This is a genomic window from Pedobacter sp. NJ-S-72 (assembly GCF_053890575.1).
Window position 1 is genome coordinate 4539219 of the sequence record NZ_CM132681.1, and the last position, 18089, is coordinate 4557307.

Genomic DNA, 18089 nt, shown 5'->3' on the forward strand with positions numbered 1-18089 from the left:
CTCCAATCCCTCCGCCGGCATTACCCGGATCAGGTGCATATTTGAATAGCATGATATAAAATCAGCTCTCAAATAATGGGTATGATCTCAGCCTGTCTTTGTGTTTTTTACAAAACAAGGCACCCCTTTTGATATCGGCAAATGTATAAAATATTTTAGATATAGCAATTAAGCGGCATTTGTGCCGTTATTCAATATCTTCTTTTTCGTTTAATGCGTTATTATATCCTTGCGAATATTTGATACTTCCCCAGGCAGTTAACATGGTGATAATATCTTCATCCTTAAGCGGACCTGTTAATTGACTTTTACAATAATCTAAAAATTCTGTTTCGTTCATCTCGTATTCTATTTTATTCTCTAAATTTTAAACAGGTTTTATTCCTAAAAACTGATCTACTGCTGCAATTGCGTTTGCAGACGGTCTTCAATGCCATTAATAACAAGATAATTAGCATTCAGGTTTTTCAATTCTTTATGCCACGTGGACATAAAATGTTCACGCATATGAGGAAAGTCGCGCAGCGGATCTTCCTGCCATGGCAAATCAATGTCCAGCAGTAAATAAAGATCGTAGGTTCTCTCAGTCAAAGCATCCAGTACCATTTGCGGAGTCTCACCAAGCATCTCATCACTCCATATTTTTACAGTCAGGAAGGTTGTGTCACAAAAAATGAAATCTTTTTCTGTAGTAGCGAGAATAGATTCTTCAAGGGCAACTTGTCCGTGAAACATGTTAATCTCATCCTGCATAGTACACGGGGCTGTTAGTGCGGCACAATAATACCGCGCAAACTCAGCTACCCAAAGTGTATCATAATGTTTAGCCAATAATTTTGTAATCGTTGATTTTCCCGTGCTTTCAGGGCCAACAATAGCTATTTTCTTAGTCATGACTTTTTAATTAATTGCGTTTCTAACCGTGATTTTTTCCATCCCTGGTACCCTACCCATGCGATATAAACATATAGAGCATACATAATTGCCGTAGCATAAAGATCTTTTGAAATATAAACGCCCACATAAATAATATCAACAAAGATCCAGATCAGCCAGTTTTGTAAAACTTTTCTGGCAAGGAATATTTGAGCGACAAGGCTGCAAGCTGTACAAAAACTATCCAAAAACGGATAAGATGCTTTTGTAAAGTAATGAAGCAATGTTCCGGGAAGAATGGTCAGGAGAATAATAGCGATAGCAGATAAGCCCATCTCTTTGTTGGTAATGATACTGACTGGTCTGGATGATTCAGGATTATTTCTGTTTTTGCTCCAGAAATACCAGCCATAGGCATTGGTCACTAGAAAATAGACCTGCAAACCCATGTCTGAGTATAATTTACTTTCAAAAAAGATGAAAATATAGATCAGTACGCTAATAATAGCAAGAGGCCAGTTCAGGATATTATTTTTTGCAGCCAGCCACACGCAAAGTGTTCCGGTGATTACACCACACCATTCCAGCCAGCTGGTTATTTTGAAAAAATGTTCAATGCTCTCTCTGATTACATCAACTATAGCTACCATGCGTCAAATGTAAAATTTTTTTTTTTGCCTGCTATCTATTTAGAATTGTTTTAAATAGTTTGAGTTTTAAGGTTTCATCTCTTGCTTTTGCGATTATTCATAATCAATCCAAATAACACACGTCAAATGCTTATGTTTTCGGAGTGAAGGGCTATGGGACTTTGCCTGTTGATCTTTCACAATCAGATCCTTTGATCCCGCCTGCTATTATCAACGGCCAGAGCATCACTCTGAATGTACGTGAATGCCGATGGAACAATCATTCGCAGCATGGCGTTAAGAAATTACAGAATAGGCATTTATTATTTTTTATTGTTGGGTGAAGAGCTGAAACTCAGAGAGGTTCTGACGCTCACATCCGTAGTTAATTTTTTCTCTTAATACATATTCCAGTCTTACTTTCACACTATTGCCTTTAACATATTTGTCTACAAACTGGGAATTATCGATATCCAGTACCAGGGAAGACCCAATATGTTCTGCAACATCATTTCTTGAGGCAACCATAATTTCACCACTGGTTCCATTCGAAACAAATATTTTGATGGATTTAAATATACCCATGCTTTTATCATTCGGATCAGCTGCGATAATCTTCGCTGATGCAATTCTGACATCTCTGATGTAATCACTTCCACTCTGGTTCCCAAATACTTCATCAAAACTGCTGGCCGTACTTGTCACCGAAGCAGTTGTATCTGTTTTGGAAGATTTAGGAATAACCAGTGTTGCAGTATATGGAAAACTGGATTTAATGATGGATTGGACAGTTCCGCATCCACTAAATAAGATAACAGCCGCTAAGACTGTAAATAGTGATTTTTTCATTGTTTTTTTTTATATAGTATGACAGCGTCAGATATTTTCTAATTAACGCACAAAAGTTGTTCAAGTAGTACGCTAATAAAAATCAAACCGCCTCCAGCGCTAAATAATCCCATTTTTTGACTATAATTATTACATACTTTATTTAAGAAATTCTTTAAAAAAATCTGAATTATTACCGGCTAATGATGTATCTTTGCATCCCGACAGAACAGTCGGGATTCTTTAGCAATAGCACATAAAATCTCGCCCAGCTATCAGTCTTACAAGACGAACATTTTTTAACAAAACACTTTAGACTTTTTTAAAGCCTTATGCCTAAAGACACCTCCATACGTTCAGTATTGATTATCGGTTCCGGACCTATTATTATTGGCCAAGCCTGTGAGTTTGATTACTCCGGATCCCAAGCTGCCTTATCCTTAAAAGAAGAAGGAATTGAAGTTTCTATTATAAACTCCAATCCTGCTACGATTATGACTGATAAGATCATTGCAGACCATGTTTACCTCAGACCTTTAACGGTAGACTCTATTGAGCAGATTTTAATAGAGCGGAAAATTGATGTGTATTGCCAACAATGGGTGGGCAGACTGCCTTAAACCTTTGTATAGAAGCTGAAGAACGTGGTGTTTGGGAAAAACACGGCGTTAGAATAATTGGTGTTGATGTTGCTGCAATTGAAAAAACAGAAAACAGAGAAGCTTTCCGCCAGTTAATGGTTGATATAGGTGTAGGTGTTGCACCCTCAAAAATTGCAAACTCTTTCCTTGAAGGTAAAGAAGCAGCACAGGAAATTGGCTATCCGCTGGTTATTCGCCCTTCTTATACACTGGGAGGATCGGGTGGTGGTTTCGTACATAAGAAAGAAGAATTTGATGCTGCGTTAAAACGTGGTCTTGAAGCTTCTCCAACACACGAAGTATTAGTAGAAAAAGCCGTTTTAGGCTGGAAAGAATATGAACTGGAGTTATTAAGAGACAGCAATGATAATGTGATTATCATTTGTTCTATCGAAAACTTTGACCCAATGGGTATTCACACTGGTGACTCGATTACAGTTGCACAGCAATGACTTTATCTGATACCTGTTACCAGGAGATGCGTAACCAGGCCATCAAGATGATGCGTTCGATCGGTACTTTTGCAGGTGGGTGTAACGTACAGTTCTCAGTTAACCCTGACAATGACGATATTATTGCCATCGAAATTAACCCAAGGGTTTCACGTTCATCAGCATTGGCAAGTAAAGCAACTGGTTATCCGATTGCTAAAATTGCTTCTAAGCTGGCGATTGGTTATAACCTTGATGAGATCGAAAATCAGATTACTAAAACTACTTCGGCTTACTTTGAGCCTACGTTAGATTACGTAATCGTTAAAGTACCACGCTGGAACTTTGACAAATTTAAAGGTGCAAATATGGAGCTTGGCTTACAGATGAAGTCTGTTGGTGAAGTAATGGCTATTGGCCGCAGCTTTATCGAAGCGCTTCAAAAAGCATGTCAGAGTTTAGAAATCGGACGCGCTGGTTTAGGTGCTGATGGAAAACATAACAGAAGTATCGAAGAGATTATGCACGGCTTAGAACATCCAAGCTGGAACCGCTTATTCCTGATTAAGGATGCAATGAGCATGGGCGTTCCACTAGAATCTATCCGTAAAGTAACTAGAATTGATAAATGGTTCTTATCACAGATCCAGGAATTGGTACACCTGGAAACAGAATTAAAACGTTATTCATTAAATAACATACCGAAGGAATTCTTCTTCACGCTGAAACAAAAAGGATTCTCTGATATCCAGATTGCATACCTTTTAGGTAATGTAACGGAAGATGAGGTTTATGACCGCAGAAAATCGTTAGGGATCAGAAGAGTATATAAAATGGTAGATACCTGTGCAGCTGAGTTCTCTGCACAAACACCATACTACTACTCAACTTTTGAGGAGGAGAATGAATCTATCCCTTCAGATAAAAAGAAAATCATTGTATTAGGATCAGGCCCGAACCGTATTGGTCAGGGAATTGAATTCGATTACTCTTGTGTGCATGGTTTACTTGCAGCAGCAAAAGAAAGCGGATTTGAATCTATTATGATCAACTGTAACCCTGAAACTGTTTCTACAGATTTCAACATGGCAGATAAGTTATACTTTGAGCCGGTATTCTGGGAACATGTACGTGAAATCATCGAACTGGAAAATCCGGTAGGTGTAATTGTACAATTAGGTGGTCAGACTGCTTTAAAAATGGCAGAAAAACTTCATGAGAATGGAATTAAGATTATCGGTACTTCTTATAACGATATGGATGTCGCAGAAGATCGCGGACGTTTCTCAGACTTGTTAAAAGAACTGAATATCCCTTACCCTAAATATGGTGTTGCGGAAAATGCGGAAGAAGCTATCGTTGTAGCTAATGAAGTAGGTTATCCGGTACTGGTTCGACCTAGTTATGTATTAGGCGGGCAAGGAATGAGCATCGTGATCAATGATGAAGACCTGGAAAAAGCAGTAGTGAAGTTATTAGGTGATTTACCGGGTAACAGAGTACTGATTGACCATTCCTTGACAGAGCAGAAGAAACCGAGTCAGATTCAATCTGTGACGGTGAAGATGTACATATCGTAGGTTTAATGGAACACATTGAGCCTGCGGGTATCCACTCAGGAGATTCATTCGCAGTATTACCTCCATTCAGCCTTTCTGCTAAAGTGATGGAAAGCATGGAGACGTACTCTAAGAAAATTGCAAGAGCTTTAAATGTAATTGGTTTACTGAACATTCAGTTTGCTGTTAAAGATGAGCAGGTATATGTAATCGAAGCGAATCCAAGAGCTTCAAGGACTGTTCCTTTTATCGCTAAAGCATATGATGTTCCTTACATCAATATTGCAGCTAAGATAATGTTAGGTGTTAACAAACTGAAAGATTTCAAAATTGAACGTAAGTTAGAAGGTTATGCGATTAAAGAACCAGTTTTCTCTTACGATAAATTCCCTGAAGTACCTAAGGAGTTAGGTCCTGAGATGAAATCAACTGGTGAATCTATCCGTTTTATCAAAGACCTGGAAGATCCATATTTCAGAAAGCTGTATAAAGACAAATCAATGTATTTATCAAAATAATAAATAGTTGAAAATGAAAAAGTCCCGTAATTACGGGACTTTTTTTATGTGTTGATTTTAATTATTCTCTGAACCCCTGGAAAAAGACAGGCTAAACGACTGGTTTGAAGATCCGTTTTAAATGGATGTTTTCAACCGGATAAACCACTAGCGGGATCTTTTCAATAATGGTTTCACTGGTATCCAGTCCAAAAGCTTTGGTGTCAGATTGAGCGAGTCTTTTAATTGCGAAATAGCTTCTGAGTATAAAGCCGTCTTTCAGGCTGAACTCGTTCTCATAAGAGAGGAATTTTTCCATGATCACAAAACGGAAATCTGCCGCCAGGTTAAATTTATTCAGGGAATCATATTTACTGGTAATATCAATTTCTTTATTGGCTACCATCTCCTGTACCACTTTTCTGAATAGTACATTGATCCGGGGATGGATACGGAACCCAGTCTGAATTCTATGCGGATAATTTTATCATCGGCTAGCTCCTCAACCATAAATTCCATTGTATACGGTTCATCTGTTCTTTCAATATGTACAAACCAGTATACATCGGCCCGCTTAGGATTACGGCTAAATATAGAATAAAGAACTTTTTGTTCAATTTGTTTACTGTTGTTCGCTTTGGTCAGATAGATCAGGTGTGTACAATATTTAGCTATCGAGCGATCTTCACTTAAAGCCTGCAACATTGGAACCTGGTCTTCAAGATCTACAAATTTCAGGAAGCGGTTAGTGATTTTACGGGCTTTAAACCAAACAAACATGGTGAAAATCAAGCCGACCTCAAATACTAAAAAGAATAGACGTTTGACGATTTTTACCGAGTTCGCAACGAAGAATGATAGCTCTATAACTGCAAAAATACTTACGATCGGAATGACCAGCCAAAGTGGCCAGCGCTTTATATAGCGCATAAAATAGTACATCAGAATGGTGGTCATCAGCAGCATCGCAATGGTAATGGAAAAGCCATATGCTGCGGTCATATTTTCTGATGTCCTGAAATACAGTGAAACGGCAATACATCCTATGCAAAGTAACCAGTTTATACTTGGGATGTAAATCTGTCCTCTGATGTTGGTCGGATATTTTATCGTAACCTTTGGCCAGAAATTCATACTCACCGCCTCACTAATCAGCGTAAAGGAGCCTGAAATTAAAGCCTGACTGGCAATAATAGTGGCCATTGTGGCTACAATTACTACAGGGATCAGAAATAAATGAGGAACAATCTCAAAGAATGGATTTATCCCGTTAAAACTTTTCTGCGGGCTTTGCATTAATACCCATGCACCTTGTCCTAAATAGTTAAGGACCAATGCTGTTTTTACAAAGATCCAGCTGATCTGGATGTTTTTCCGGCCGCAGTGGCCTAAGTCAGAATAGAGCGCCTCTGCACCCGTCGTACATAAAAATACCGCTCCTAACAGCCAGAAGCCATGTGGATGATCCATTAACAACCTGGCACCGTAATATGGGTTTAGGGCTTTAAATATATCAGGATAATGAATCACCTGTACAAGTCCAAGCAAGGCAATCATTAAAAACCAGCAGAACATAATCGGGCCGAAAGAGGCGCCAATAACTTTAGTTCCGAATTGCTGAAAGAAGAACAGTAAAACAATGATTGTAATGACTATACCCAGAATCAGGGTATTGCCAGGAACAATAATCTGAGATAAAGCTGGAACGAGGTTTAGCCCCTCAATGGCTGATGTGACTGAGATAGGGGGTGTAATAATTCCATCTGCCAGTAAGGTTCCTGCCCCAATTATAGCAGGAATTGCCATCCACTTGCCATAACGCCTTACTAATGCATAAAGCGAAAATATGCCTCCTTCTCCTTTATTATCGGCCTGAAGTGTAATGAAGATGTACTTGAAAGTAGTTTGCAGGGTAAGTGTCCAGAATACGCACGAAATAGCGCCTAATACCAGGGGGCCGTTAACTTGTCCACCCTCTTTGAGTAATACCTGGAAGGTATAAAGCGGCGAAGTTCCGATATCACCGAAGATGATACCGAGTGTAACTAACATACCCGCTGCGGATAGTTTTTTAAGATTAGGATGCATGATTATTATTTGGCTATTTTTAATCAAAACTACGCTTTCTTATTCTATGCCAGGGACATGTGGTTTAATTTTAACCACATTTTAATCCTTGACCAAAAATATTTTTCCTCAAAGGAATAGGTTGCTATCCAAACAATAAAGTGAAAACATCTTCTATTTTGTTTACACCAGTAATCTCCAGTTTGTATTTATCTGTAATCAGTCCTTTCAAATTATAATTGGAAACAAAAATCCTTTCAAAACCCAGTTTGTCAGCCTCTGCAATCCGTTGCTCTATCCGGTTTACGGCGCGAATTTCTCCGGATAAACCTACTTCTGCTGCAAAACAGATTTTTGAAGAGATAAAGATGTCCTCGTGAGATGAAATGATTGCCGCAAGAATAGCCAGATCAATTGCAGGATCTTCTACTTTAATACCACCAGCGATATTTAAGAATACATCTCTTGTACTTAGCCTGAAACCACAACGTTTTTCCAGCACAGCAAGCAACATGTTCATTCTTCTGGTATCAAAGCCAGTAGCTGAACGCTGAGGCGTGCCATAGGCTGCGGTGCTCACCAAAGCTTGCGTTTCAATTAACATCGGTCTTGCGCCTTCTAAAGTCGCAGCAATAGCAATTCCACTTAATTCTTCGTCTCTTTGGGATAACAGGATTTCAGAAGGGTTAGATACTTGTCTCAGACCACCGCTGTGCATGGCATAAATACCCAGCTCTGCAGCTGCACCAAATCTGTTTTTAATGGAACGGAGGATCCTGTAAACATGATGTCTGTCGCCTTCAAATTGTAAAACGGTGTCAACCATGTGCTCCAGGATTTTAGGGCCGGCAATGGCTCCATCCTTGGTGATATGCCCGATTAAAAATACCGGAGTATCTGTTTCTTTAGCGAAACGTAATAATTCTGCTGTGCATTCCCTTACCTGCGAAACGCTGCCGGGTGTGGAGTCAATATGTGCTGAATGAAGTGTCTGTATAGAATCAACCACAATAATATCTGGTTCCAGTACTTCTATTTGTTTGAATATATTCTGGGTTGAGGTTTCAGTAAGAATATAACATTCTGCAGTTGGACTGTTTGTTATCCTTTCTGCGCGCATTTTGATTTGCTGTTCACTTTCCTCTCCTGAAACATACAGTACTTTTTTTCCTGTGATGTTTAAAGCAAGCTGTAACATCAGTGTAGATTTACCTATTCCTGGCTCACCACCAATAAGGACAACAGAACCTGCAACGAGTCCTCCACCGAGTACACGGTCAAGCTCGAGGTCATTAGTGGAGATTTTGTTCTCTTCAGAGAAAGCAATATTTGTTATTTTGTTAGGCTTGTTAGATCTTTTTGTTGATCCGGATGTCTGCCATGCAGGCACACTGGGCTCCTTTTTTTCAATTACTTCTTCTACGAAAGTATTCCATGAATTACAAGAAGGGCATTTCCCAAGCCATTTGGCTGATTCATACCCACAACTCTGACAGAAATATGCTGATTTAGTTTTAGCCAATTGATTTGAGATTAAGACACGAATTTAAGATAATAATAACCTGTTTAAAACATTAAACGGACATAAAATAGAAAAGCCCGGTACTTGAGGTGACCAGGCTTTTCTATTATGTTTTGAACATGAGATTTACAGTTTTATTTCTTCGTCTTTAGAAGAAATAAAATGAAACTCTGTTAGTAAGTAAGACGGAACTGCCTTTACTTTAATTTTCTGTCCGAATTTAAAGAACCACTTCCATTGCAGGGAGTAAATACCTTTTTTGATAAAGGCCTCTATATACGGGTGTACACAAAGTGTAATATTTTTTTCATTCTGCTCACGCAAAATATAGTTCATATTACTTTCAATATCATCCATTAAAACAATACTAGCTTTAATTTCACCAGTACCATGACACATAGGACAAACTTCGCTGGTCACAATGTTCATCTCAGGACGAACACGCTGACGTGTTATTTGTACAAGGCCAAATTTACTTGGAGGCAGAATAGTGTGTTTAGCACGATCCAACAGCATTAATTCGCGCAGGTAATCAAATAACATTTTACGGTTAACTGGTTTGTGCATATCGATAAAATCGATGACAACAATACCACCCATATCACGTAGTCTGAGCTGACGCGCAATTTCTTTTGCGGCCTCTTTGTTTACCTGTAAGGCATTTTCTTCCTGATTCTCTTTATTGGCTGTTCTGTTACCGCTATTTACGTCGACAACATGCAGTGCTTCGGTATGTTCAACAACAAGATAAGCTCCGCCGGCAAGATTTACGGTTTTGCCAAAGCCATTCTTAATTTGTTTTTCAATTCCGAAATGCTCGAATATAGGCTCCTTGTGCTTATAAGGTTTTACTATTTTCTCCATTTCAGGAGAAAATCTCATGCACATAAGAACGGATATCTTCAAACAAACCTGCATCGTTCACATAAACATTGGTGAAATCTGCACTTAAAATGTCACGAATTAACGTTGACGTTCTGTCCATTTCTCCCCAAACACGTTTGGAAGGCTCTGCATCAGGTAATTTCTTGATGAAATTTTCCCATTTAGAGACAGAATCCAATAAGTCTTTTTGTAATTCCTCAACACCTTTACCTTCAGAAACTGTTCTGATGATGACACCGAAATTTTTAGGTTTAATACTTTCAATAATCTTTTTTAAACGATTACGTTCAGTATTACTCTTAATTTTTTTCGAGATTGAGATTACATTAGAAAATGGGACTAATACAATGTACCGTCCTGCAATAGAAAGATCAGAGCTTAGACGCGGTCCTTTAGTTGAAATAGGCTCTTTAGCTATTTGAACAGGTATAAGCATGTTTTTGGAAACGACCTCAGATATTTTGCCAGCCTTATTAATATCGGCTTCAAGCTTTTAAATTGTCTAATAACGTCCCACTAACAGTGCCATTCCGCTTAATTTTTGTAAGCTTTAATAAAGATTGAACTTGCGGACCAAGATCGAAATAATGCAAAAAAGCATCTTTCTCATAACCCACATCAACAAACGCAGCATTTAGTCCCGGCATAATTTTTTTTATGCGGCCTAAATAAATATCGCCTACGGCGTAATTTGTATTGATGTGTTCTTTATGAAGTTCTACAAGTTGTTTATCTTCAATCAAAGCTATGGTTACTCCCGTAGGAGACGAATCGATAATTAATTCCTTTACCAAAAGCTATACATTTAAAGGGATGAATCCCTTATTAAACACATGGACTGAATATATAAAAAAAACAGATCAACGAACAATAGATACTAAGAATATTCCTAGTATCTATTGTTCGTTGATCATGAAGAAAAATCTATTTTTTCTTATGTCTGTTTTTTCTTAAACGTTTTTTACGTTTGTGGGTGGCCATTTTATGTCTTTTTTTTTTTTTTACCGCTTGGCATAATTGTAAGGTTTAAATTTTTTTTATAAATCTGTTTATTAGTTTTTGGTTTTCAGTTCGGCCACTTTCTTATCAATGAAGTTAGATAAGGTTGGATTTGCTGCCAATTTTTTACTGTTCAGGTAAGCCTCAACAGCTTCCTTGTTTTTGCCCAGGTTTTCATAAGCTGTAGCCAGATAGAAATAAGCATCTGGTGAAGGCTTCTTGGCAATTATACCATTAAACCTGGTTATTGCTTTATCAAATTGTCCGGATTTTATTGCAAAAGTTCCTAAGCTCATGTTTGCTTTCAGATTATCAGGATCTTTTTTAATGACGTCCAGCAACATTGCTATTCCCGACATTGGTGCACCCATGCCATTAACGACAGTGATTCCCAACCCAGTTTTAGCTTCAAGATTTGTTGAATCCAGTGCTACAGCATTCGTATAAGCTGCATTTGCTTTTTGTAATAAAACCGGAGAGATTAAACTAACTATCCGAGTATTATCAAAAGCTTTCATCAATCTGCCACCAGCAGCTAACCAGGTATTCAGGCTACGCTCTTTACCAGCAATGATTTCCAGATATAACGCGCTTGGAACAGCTTGCTCAACATCATCCCATTTTTCTGCAAGAACTTTCGCTGCATTCACTTTTTGATCTTCAGATGCAGTTTTATATGCATTTTCCAATGTAGTGATTTCAGCAGCTAAGTTAGCATTAATTGAATTTTTAGCAGCGGTCGAGACCTCTGTTAAATTAATTGTACTGCCTGCTGAAGTAAGTTGTCCTCCGGCAGGAACGCCAGATGTTTCTTTCTTCGGCTTCACTAAACCTTTAATATCTCTTGTAAACAAAAATACTGCAAGCAAAACTACTGCTGCAATAATAAGTGTTTGTTTAGACCGGATAGTGTTCATCATAAGCAGATTAAGCTTCTACGCTTAGTTTTTTTGAATTGTTTTTTACTTTATCAACAAATACTTTTGCTGGTTTGAAACTTGGTACAAAATGCTCTGGAATAATAATCGCAGTGTTTTTTGAAATATTTCTGGCAGTTTTTTTGCTCTTTTTTTAACAACAAAACTTCCAAAACCCCTAACGTAGACATTCTCGCCACCGATCATACTACTTTTGATTACTTTGAAAAACGCCTCAACGGTTTCTTGTACATCTACCTTTTCAATTCCTGTTTTCGTTGATATTTCTGAAATAATATCTGCCTTAGTCATATTTTCTATTATTAATTGTTGTGTGTTTAATATTATAAGTGATTTGGGGTTGCAAAAGTATTGCTTTTTAATGAGATAGGAAAATAAAAGATCAATTATTTATCTCGAATAGTATCAGGGAATTGCAAGTTTTACAGAAATGGACTTTTCTACACGGTAAAGCAAAATATACATTGGAGAATTTTGAGCTCGGAAAAATAATAATTTATAAATCGACAAAATAATGGATTACTTGTATTTTTGGGGTTATGGCATTTCAGCAAGAGCTTATCAGATGGTATCTGGTCAACAAAAGAAGTCTCCCCTGGAGAGATACACAAAACCCATATATTATCTGGCTATCAGAGATTATATTACAGCAGACAAGAGTGGAGCAGGGATTGCCTTATTTTAACCGGTTTCTGGAAGCCTATCCTACAGTTCAGGATTTTGCTGCTGCTACAGAAACACAGATTCTAAAGCTCTGGCAGGGGTTAGGATACTATTCCAGGGGTAGAAATATGTTGTTTACAGCCCGCCAGATCATGGATTTACATGCGGGTGTTTTTCCTGTAAAGTACCAGGATCTAATCAAACTTAAAGGTGTTGGAGAGTATACTGCGGCTGCGATTTCTTCTTTTTCATCAGGTGAGGAAAAGGCCGTTTTAGACGGTAATGTATTCCGCGTACTTTCCAGATATTTTGGAATCAGCAACCCGATAAACAGCTCTTCTGGTAAAAAAGAATTTTCGGAACTTGCCCAATCTTTGATTTATAAAGACGATCCGGCGTTATATAATCAGGCGATTATGGAGTTCGGTGCTTTACAGTGCAAACCAAAATCCCCTGATTGCGGGGTTTGTCCCCTCATGCTTTCCTGTTATGCAAAAAATAATAATCTGGTCCCAGTCCTTCCGGTTAAACTCAAAACGGTGAAGGTCCGGACACGATATATTAACTATTTTGTCATGGAAAAGGAGGATAATGTACTGGTAAATAAAAGGATTTTTGAAGATATCTGGCAGCATTTATATGATTTTCCAAGGATTGAAACTTCTATAGCAGCTGATACTGATCAGGAAGAATTTACTAAAGAAGTTAAACAAAACTTTGGTTTAGATGTTGTTATCCGTCCGCTAATGCAGGCGAAACATTTGTTGACGCACCAAATTATATACGTTCAATTTTTTGCTTTAGATAATTATATCACTAACTTTAATGTTAGCGCAGAAGCGAATTGGGTCACTTGGGCCGATTTAGATCAACTGCCACAACCGAAAATTCTAACCAAAAATTTATTAACTTCTATTTTAACAAATAGTAAACTCCAAATTCATGTCAGGTATTAACAAAGTAATTTTAGTTGGACATTTAGGGAAGGATCCTGAAGTCCGTCACTTAGATGGTGGTGTTACTGTTGCCAGTTTTCCATTGGCTACGTCAGAAACCTATAACAAAGATGGTAAGCGCATTGAACAAACGGAATGGCATAATATCGTGCTATGGAGGGGATTAGCTGAAGTGGCATCAAAGTATCTGCAGAAAGGAAAACTCGTTTATATAGAAGGAAAACTACGTACACGGTCATTTGAAGACCGGGAGAAGATAAAAAAATATGTAACTGAAGTCGTTGCAGAGAATTTTACTATTCTGGGCAGGAAAAGCGATTTTGAAAATACACCAGTAACGACTAATAGTACACCAAAAAGTGAAAATGATTACCTGGATGCAGATGGCATTTCAGGTGATTTGCCTTTTTAATCCGGCAAACCTAAAAAATTTAATATTTCGTATAAAAAGCCTGGATATCCTGATGTGATATTCAGGCTTTTTTTATTTAAGCTCCTGATGGGATGGTCTGGTCTGGGTCGGACGAACATGCGTGTGAGTCCACGTCAAGTCCACCTCGGGTCCACCTCGAGTCCGCCTTTTTCTGTAAATAGGTGGATTCGGGATGTAACGCACGTTGATCTGAGATGTAAACACACAGATCAACGTCAGGCTACTACCTTAATTTGCTGCGTTGATCTGAGAATGTCAGGAAACAAAACAGGCCGCCCTGATACGGCAGCCTGTTTCTGATTATATATCGTTAAAACCTAATTCGGGTTTTTAATGTAGTAGATGTTAAGTCTGATTCTTCTCTTTGTAGTAGAGGGATCTTTACTAAAGGCACCGATTGTTGCTCTTCCTCCAGAAGTTGGATAAGCAAATACATTAAATTCAGACGCAGCTGTTACACCCAGATAGGTTCCGTAATCAACAGTTTTATTGTCAATCAGATCCTGAATATAGTTCGTTCGTAATCACAAACGTATAGCTTTTCTTCGTGTTATCGTAATAACCTCCAAAAGGGAATACAGCACGTGGGTCGCCCGACGGATTCGTTTGTGAAGCCGGGTTGTTATCAGGTAAATTCTGTCTCTGTTTTGCTATATCTAATTTGTATAATGAAAGACGTGGTGGTATTTTAAATGGAATTGAATCAGCGGGATCATTGATGTCAACGACAAGTTCGGCCTTGTTGATTACAATTTTACCTAAAGAAGCTTTCAGGTTTTTAAGATAAGGAAAGGTGATCAGGTTTCTTACGCCACTCATAGCCTGTAAATAAGTTACGGGATAATCGGCAGGTGTTGCAATTTGTGCAGCTACAGGAGTATTTGTATAGTCATGCTGAACAGATGCGGCTACCGGAGTCGTAGTGCCACTCAGAGAAATTGGGAATGAAGCAAACACTGTATCTATAGCTTTATTAGCTACTGTACTTGTTCTTTTATAATAGATCTCCAGGTTAGCAGCATTTCCAGTTCTGAATTCAAAGAACATGATTCCTCCTGGTTTTCCTGAAGCTTTTTTTTTGCTGTTACCTTTAAGCCTCTGAATGCTGCGTTCAGATTGCTATTAGTACTTAAGGTTGCTGAATCCAGGGCCAGAATTTTACTTTGTATCATGGCTGCGTTCAGTTTAACCCTGATCTGAGGTACTGCATTGTAAACAGTGTCAGGTTTGCTGTCTATTACTCTTGTAACTTTAACAGAGGTAGTTGGTCTTGACAACATCTGTAATGAGCCAAGCTGATCAGTTGATGTGTATACCGTGTTACTCATAAACTTAGTCTGCGCATACAGATTCTGATCTAACTGACTTACATTTACGGTGAAAGCTGTTGTACTGTCTCCATAGAATGGTGAGAAAAGATTCAGTGCAGCTGTACTTCCGGCAGTTACCTGGTATGGTAATACTAAAACCGCTGAGTCAATTACTGCATTTTTACCAACAGTATAGCCAGCGCCTGAAAGGCAGGCCAACTGACAGTGCCAGGCTTGCTGTAGTCGATCCGAAAACAGGATCAAGCATTTCTCCCAGTGGATATCTTGGCAATCCGGCGAATCCTCCTGAGGTACCCGAAGAGAAAAAGGTCGCCGAAGGCTCATCTAAAACAGTTCTTGACGTTACAGTAGCTGTATCCACAAGTATTCCATCAATTCTGGTGGCAGGGCTAACATCTAAACCAATGGTACTGGAGTCTTTACAAGACGAAAAAAAAAAAAAGACTTATCAACAGGGTCAATAAGTCTAGTTTTGAAAATTTCATAATTAATTTAATAATACCTGAGTTTATGCTATTGAAACCAATTCATCATTCGAGATTTCCTCATATAAAGAGTAAAAGTTCTCGAAATTTTCGGTTAAATTAAAGGCTAAAGTTGGCTTATTTGAATCTTTAACAAATTTTAACACATCAGCATCAATTTTTTCATCGGCCAAAACTACGGCGTCAGAATAAGTAATAATTGCCGATATGCAAAGTGTTGCTGTCTGCATTTTCGAAAACTTTAGTGTCATCTGCTGTCATATTGTTCATCACTGCTTTTTTATGCAAATCAGCATGCAAAGTTTCAGTGAAGCAATTCTCATATACAGAATAAACCACTTTTGAGTTCTTAAATGTCGGGTCGTTTTTGTAAGAAGTCTTAATATATACAGGAACAAGTGAAGTCATCCAGCCATGGCAATGCACGATATCCGGTGCCCAGCCTAACTTTTTAACAGTTTCTAATGCACCTTTACAAAAGAATATTGTTCTTTCGTCGTTGTCTGCATAAAACTTATTCTCTTTATCTCTGAATACATACTTGCGCTGGAAATAATCTTCATTATCCAGGAAGTAAACCTGCATACGGGCTGCTGGAATAGATGCGACTTTGATAATTAGTGGGTTGTCATTGTCATCAATCATGATGTTCATCCCCGATAAACGAATAACTTCGTGCAGCCTGTTCCTACGTTCATTGATATTTTTCCGAACCTTGGCATAAGAATACGGATCTCAAATCCTTTTTCTTGCATTGCCTGAGGCAATTGACGGGTAATCTCTGAAATTTTGGTGAGTTCCAGGAAAGGCGACATCTCGTGTGTAACAATCAGTAGCTTCGTTTTTGCCATCTCCATATTTGTGAATAAATATTTATGTTAAAGAAAAGATAATCAAGGGGGCAAAGGTAAGCAATTTATTCAAATTTATCAATATCTTGCCTAGATGTTTTGTTGGGATTATATAATTAACCAACTTTGGACTTTGAAATTTTACAACCCGGTTTGGAAGTTATAAATACTATAGCAGGTTTAAATAGCTTGCTGAAGCCACGAAAATTGGCTCAACAAAAAATTGCATTAGTGCCTACAATGGGCGCTTTGCACAAAGGACACGTATCTCTCGTTAAGATTGCTCAGCAACATGCAGATGTTGTGGTATGCAGTATTTTCGTGAATCCAACACAGTTTACAGACCCAAAAGATCTGGAAAAAAAGTATCCAAGACCCCTGCAGCATGATATCGAAATGTTACAGGATGCAGGGTGCGATTATGTGTTTATGCCCTCTGTTAAAGAGATGTATCCTGTGCCTGAGCACTGGCATATTGATCTTGGGCCTGCTGAATTTTTGCTGGAAGGTGAATTCAGACGCGGGCATTACCAGGGAGTCACACAGATTGTTAAAAAACTTTTTGATGCAGTTGATCCTGATGTCGCTTTCTTTGGTCAGAAAGACTTTCAGCAGGTGCTGATGATCCGGAATATGGTGGCGCATTTCAAGTTGCCGGTGCAAATTATCTCCTGCCCGATTATCAGGGAGGATGATGGTTTAGCGATGAGCTCAAGAAATATTCACCTTTCTGCTTTGGAGCATGAGCATGCATTAGTGCTGAGTAAAGCGTTATCTTATGTGAAAGACCATTTTCAGACTGAAAACATAGAAGCCTTACTCAAAGAGGCTATAGCTATTATTCAGCGTGTAGAAGGCGTTGAACTCGATTACTTTACGATCGCGAACAGTGAAACCCTGCTTCCTGAAAATGATAAAACGGCGCAGCATCTGGTTGCCCTGGTTGCGGCGAAAGTCGGAGAGACCAGGCTGATCGATAACATGATGCTGAACTGACACGAATTACAATGAATCAATATAATATTATCTAACTTTACAGCATGATTATCGAGATATTAAAATCGAAAATACACCGTGTCAGAGTGACACAGGCGGAATTAAACTATGTAGGCAGCATCACAATTGATGAAGACCTGATGGATGCCGCGAATATCATTGCTAATGAAAAGGTGCAGATTGTCAATAATAATAATGGGGCAAGATTTGAAACCTATGTGATTAAAGGTGAGCGCGGTAAGGGTACAGTATGTTTGAATGGTGCGGCTGCAAGGCAAGTACAGGTAGGAGATACTTTAATTATCATTTCTTATGGATCCTTGCCAATAGAAGAAGCTAAAAAATATAAACCAATCCTGGTTTTTCCTGATGATAACAATCACTTGCTGAAATAAGGCGTTTTATGGTATTATAATTATTTTTTCGGAAAGATACTATGCAACCATAGTATCTTTCGATTGGAAATACTAAATTTGGCAAAAAGTAATTTTCCAAAAATAAT

At 38.3% G+C, this 18089-nt stretch carries 15 protein-coding genes and 4 pseudogenes; 5 read left to right on the plus strand and 14 right to left on the minus strand.

Going from position 1 to position 18089, the window contains the following annotated elements; all coding sequences use genetic code 11:
* Nucleotides 1–187 precede the first annotated feature (187 nt).
* The 4 genes from ACWYN3_RS30045 to ACWYN3_RS30060 form a co-directional block, all read right to left on the minus strand.
* Nucleotides 188–340: a hypothetical protein gene (locus ACWYN3_RS30045; RefSeq protein ID WP_456217592.1), complete on the minus strand. Its 153-nt coding sequence runs from the start codon at nt 338–340 to the stop codon at nt 188–190.
* A gap of 56 nt (nt 341–396) precedes the next feature.
* Nucleotides 397–894 carry an AAA family ATPase gene (locus tag ACWYN3_RS30050; protein ID WP_456217593.1) on the minus strand — a complete coding sequence of 166 codons (498 nt, stop codon included), beginning with the start codon at nt 892–894 and terminating at the stop codon, nt 397–399.
* Nucleotides 891–1526, minus strand: a complete 636-nt coding sequence (gene pnuC, locus ACWYN3_RS30055) for a nicotinamide riboside transporter PnuC (protein WP_456217594.1) — start codon at nt 1524–1526, stop codon at nt 891–893. Before pnuC ends, ACWYN3_RS30050 begins: the two co-directional genes overlap by 4 nt.
* Nucleotides 1527–1835: 309 nt before the next feature.
* Nucleotides 1836–2354: a hypothetical protein gene (locus ACWYN3_RS30060; protein WP_456217595.1), complete on the minus strand. Its 519-nt coding sequence runs from the start codon at nt 2352–2354 to the stop codon at nt 1836–1838.
* Between the two features lie 311 nt (nt 2355–2665).
* Between ACWYN3_RS30060 and carB the strand changes: the two are divergent.
* A pseudogene (gene carB, locus ACWYN3_RS30065) lies at nt 2666–5482 on the plus strand (carbamoyl-phosphate synthase large subunit).
* A 91-nt stretch (nt 5483–5573) separates the two neighbouring features.
* Here carB and ACWYN3_RS30070 read toward each other — a convergent pair.
* The 6 genes and pseudogenes from ACWYN3_RS30070 to ACWYN3_RS30095 all read right to left on the minus strand — a co-directional run bounded on the left by ACWYN3_RS30070 (nt 5574) and on the right by ACWYN3_RS30095 (nt 12163).
* Nucleotides 5574–5867, minus strand: a complete 294-nt coding sequence (locus ACWYN3_RS30070) for a hypothetical protein (protein WP_456217596.1) — start codon at nt 5865–5867, stop codon at nt 5574–5576.
* Nucleotides 5861–7513, minus strand: a complete 1653-nt coding sequence (locus ACWYN3_RS30075) for a KUP/HAK/KT family potassium transporter (RefSeq protein ID WP_456217597.1) — start codon at nt 7511–7513, stop codon at nt 5861–5863. The genes ACWYN3_RS30070 and ACWYN3_RS30075 overlap by 7 nt, the downstream gene beginning before the upstream one ends.
* 160 nt (nt 7514–7673) lie before the next feature.
* A complete protein-coding gene (gene radA, locus ACWYN3_RS30080; RefSeq protein ID WP_456217598.1) occupies nt 7674–9050 on the minus strand; it encodes a DNA repair protein RadA in 1377 nt (458 codons plus the stop codon).
* Nucleotides 9051–9176: 126 nt separating this feature from the next.
* A pseudogene (locus ACWYN3_RS30085) lies at nt 9177–10729 on the minus strand (Rne/Rng family ribonuclease).
* A gap of 258 nt (nt 10730–10987) precedes the next feature.
* The gene (locus ACWYN3_RS30090; RefSeq protein WP_456217599.1) at nt 10988–11854 is read right to left on the minus strand and encodes a tetratricopeptide repeat protein; all 867 of its coding nucleotides are present in this window, start codon (nt 11852–11854) and stop codon (nt 10988–10990) included.
* Nucleotides 11855–11861: 7 nt separating this feature from the next.
* Nucleotides 11862–12163: pseudogene (locus ACWYN3_RS30095) on the minus strand (HU family DNA-binding protein).
* A gap of 248 nt (nt 12164–12411) precedes the next feature.
* On the opposite strand from ACWYN3_RS30095, the gene mutY reads away from it, so the two are divergent.
* Both mutY and ACWYN3_RS30105 read left to right on the plus strand, forming a co-directional pair.
* Nucleotides 12412–13491, plus strand: coding sequence for an A/G-specific adenine glycosylase (mutY, locus tag ACWYN3_RS30100; RefSeq protein WP_456217600.1), 1080 nt, complete (start codon nt 12412–12414; stop codon nt 13489–13491).
* Nucleotides 13478–13903, plus strand: a complete 426-nt coding sequence (locus ACWYN3_RS30105) for a single-stranded DNA-binding protein (protein WP_041883024.1) — start codon at nt 13478–13480, stop codon at nt 13901–13903. The genes mutY and ACWYN3_RS30105 overlap by 14 nt, the downstream gene beginning before the upstream one ends.
* Before the next feature lie 513 nt (nt 13904–14416).
* Here the strand turns inward: ACWYN3_RS30105 and ACWYN3_RS30110 are convergent.
* The 4 genes and pseudogenes from ACWYN3_RS30110 to ACWYN3_RS30125 form a co-directional block, all read right to left on the minus strand.
* Nucleotides 14417–15498: pseudogene (locus ACWYN3_RS30110) on the minus strand (DUF4270 family protein).
* The gene (locus ACWYN3_RS30115; protein ID WP_456223345.1) at nt 15416–15616 is read right to left on the minus strand and encodes a hypothetical protein; all 201 of its coding nucleotides are present in this window, start codon (nt 15614–15616) and stop codon (nt 15416–15418) included. Before ACWYN3_RS30115 ends, ACWYN3_RS30110 begins: the two are co-directional and overlap by 83 nt.
* 307 nt (nt 15617–15923) lie before the next feature.
* A complete protein-coding gene (locus ACWYN3_RS30120; protein ID WP_456217601.1) occupies nt 15924–16394 on the minus strand; it encodes a glycogen/starch synthase in 471 nt (156 codons plus the stop codon).
* Nucleotides 16391–16591 carry a glycogen/starch synthase gene (locus ACWYN3_RS30125; RefSeq protein WP_456217602.1) on the minus strand — a complete coding sequence of 67 codons (201 nt, stop codon included), beginning with the start codon at nt 16589–16591 and terminating at the stop codon, nt 16391–16393. The genes ACWYN3_RS30120 and ACWYN3_RS30125 overlap by 4 nt, the downstream gene beginning before the upstream one ends.
* Nucleotides 16592–16744: 153 nt before the next feature.
* Between ACWYN3_RS30125 and panC the strand changes: the two genes are divergently transcribed.
* Nucleotides 16745–17587: a pantoate--beta-alanine ligase gene (gene panC / locus ACWYN3_RS30130; RefSeq protein WP_456217603.1), complete on the plus strand. Its 843-nt coding sequence runs from the start codon at nt 16745–16747 to the stop codon at nt 17585–17587.
* A gap of 44 nt (nt 17588–17631) precedes the next feature.
* The gene (gene panD / locus ACWYN3_RS30135; protein WP_041886236.1) at nt 17632–17982 is read left to right on the plus strand and encodes an aspartate 1-decarboxylase; all 351 of its coding nucleotides are present in this window, start codon (nt 17632–17634) and stop codon (nt 17980–17982) included.
* The last annotated feature ends 107 nt before the right edge of the window (nt 17983–18089 follow it).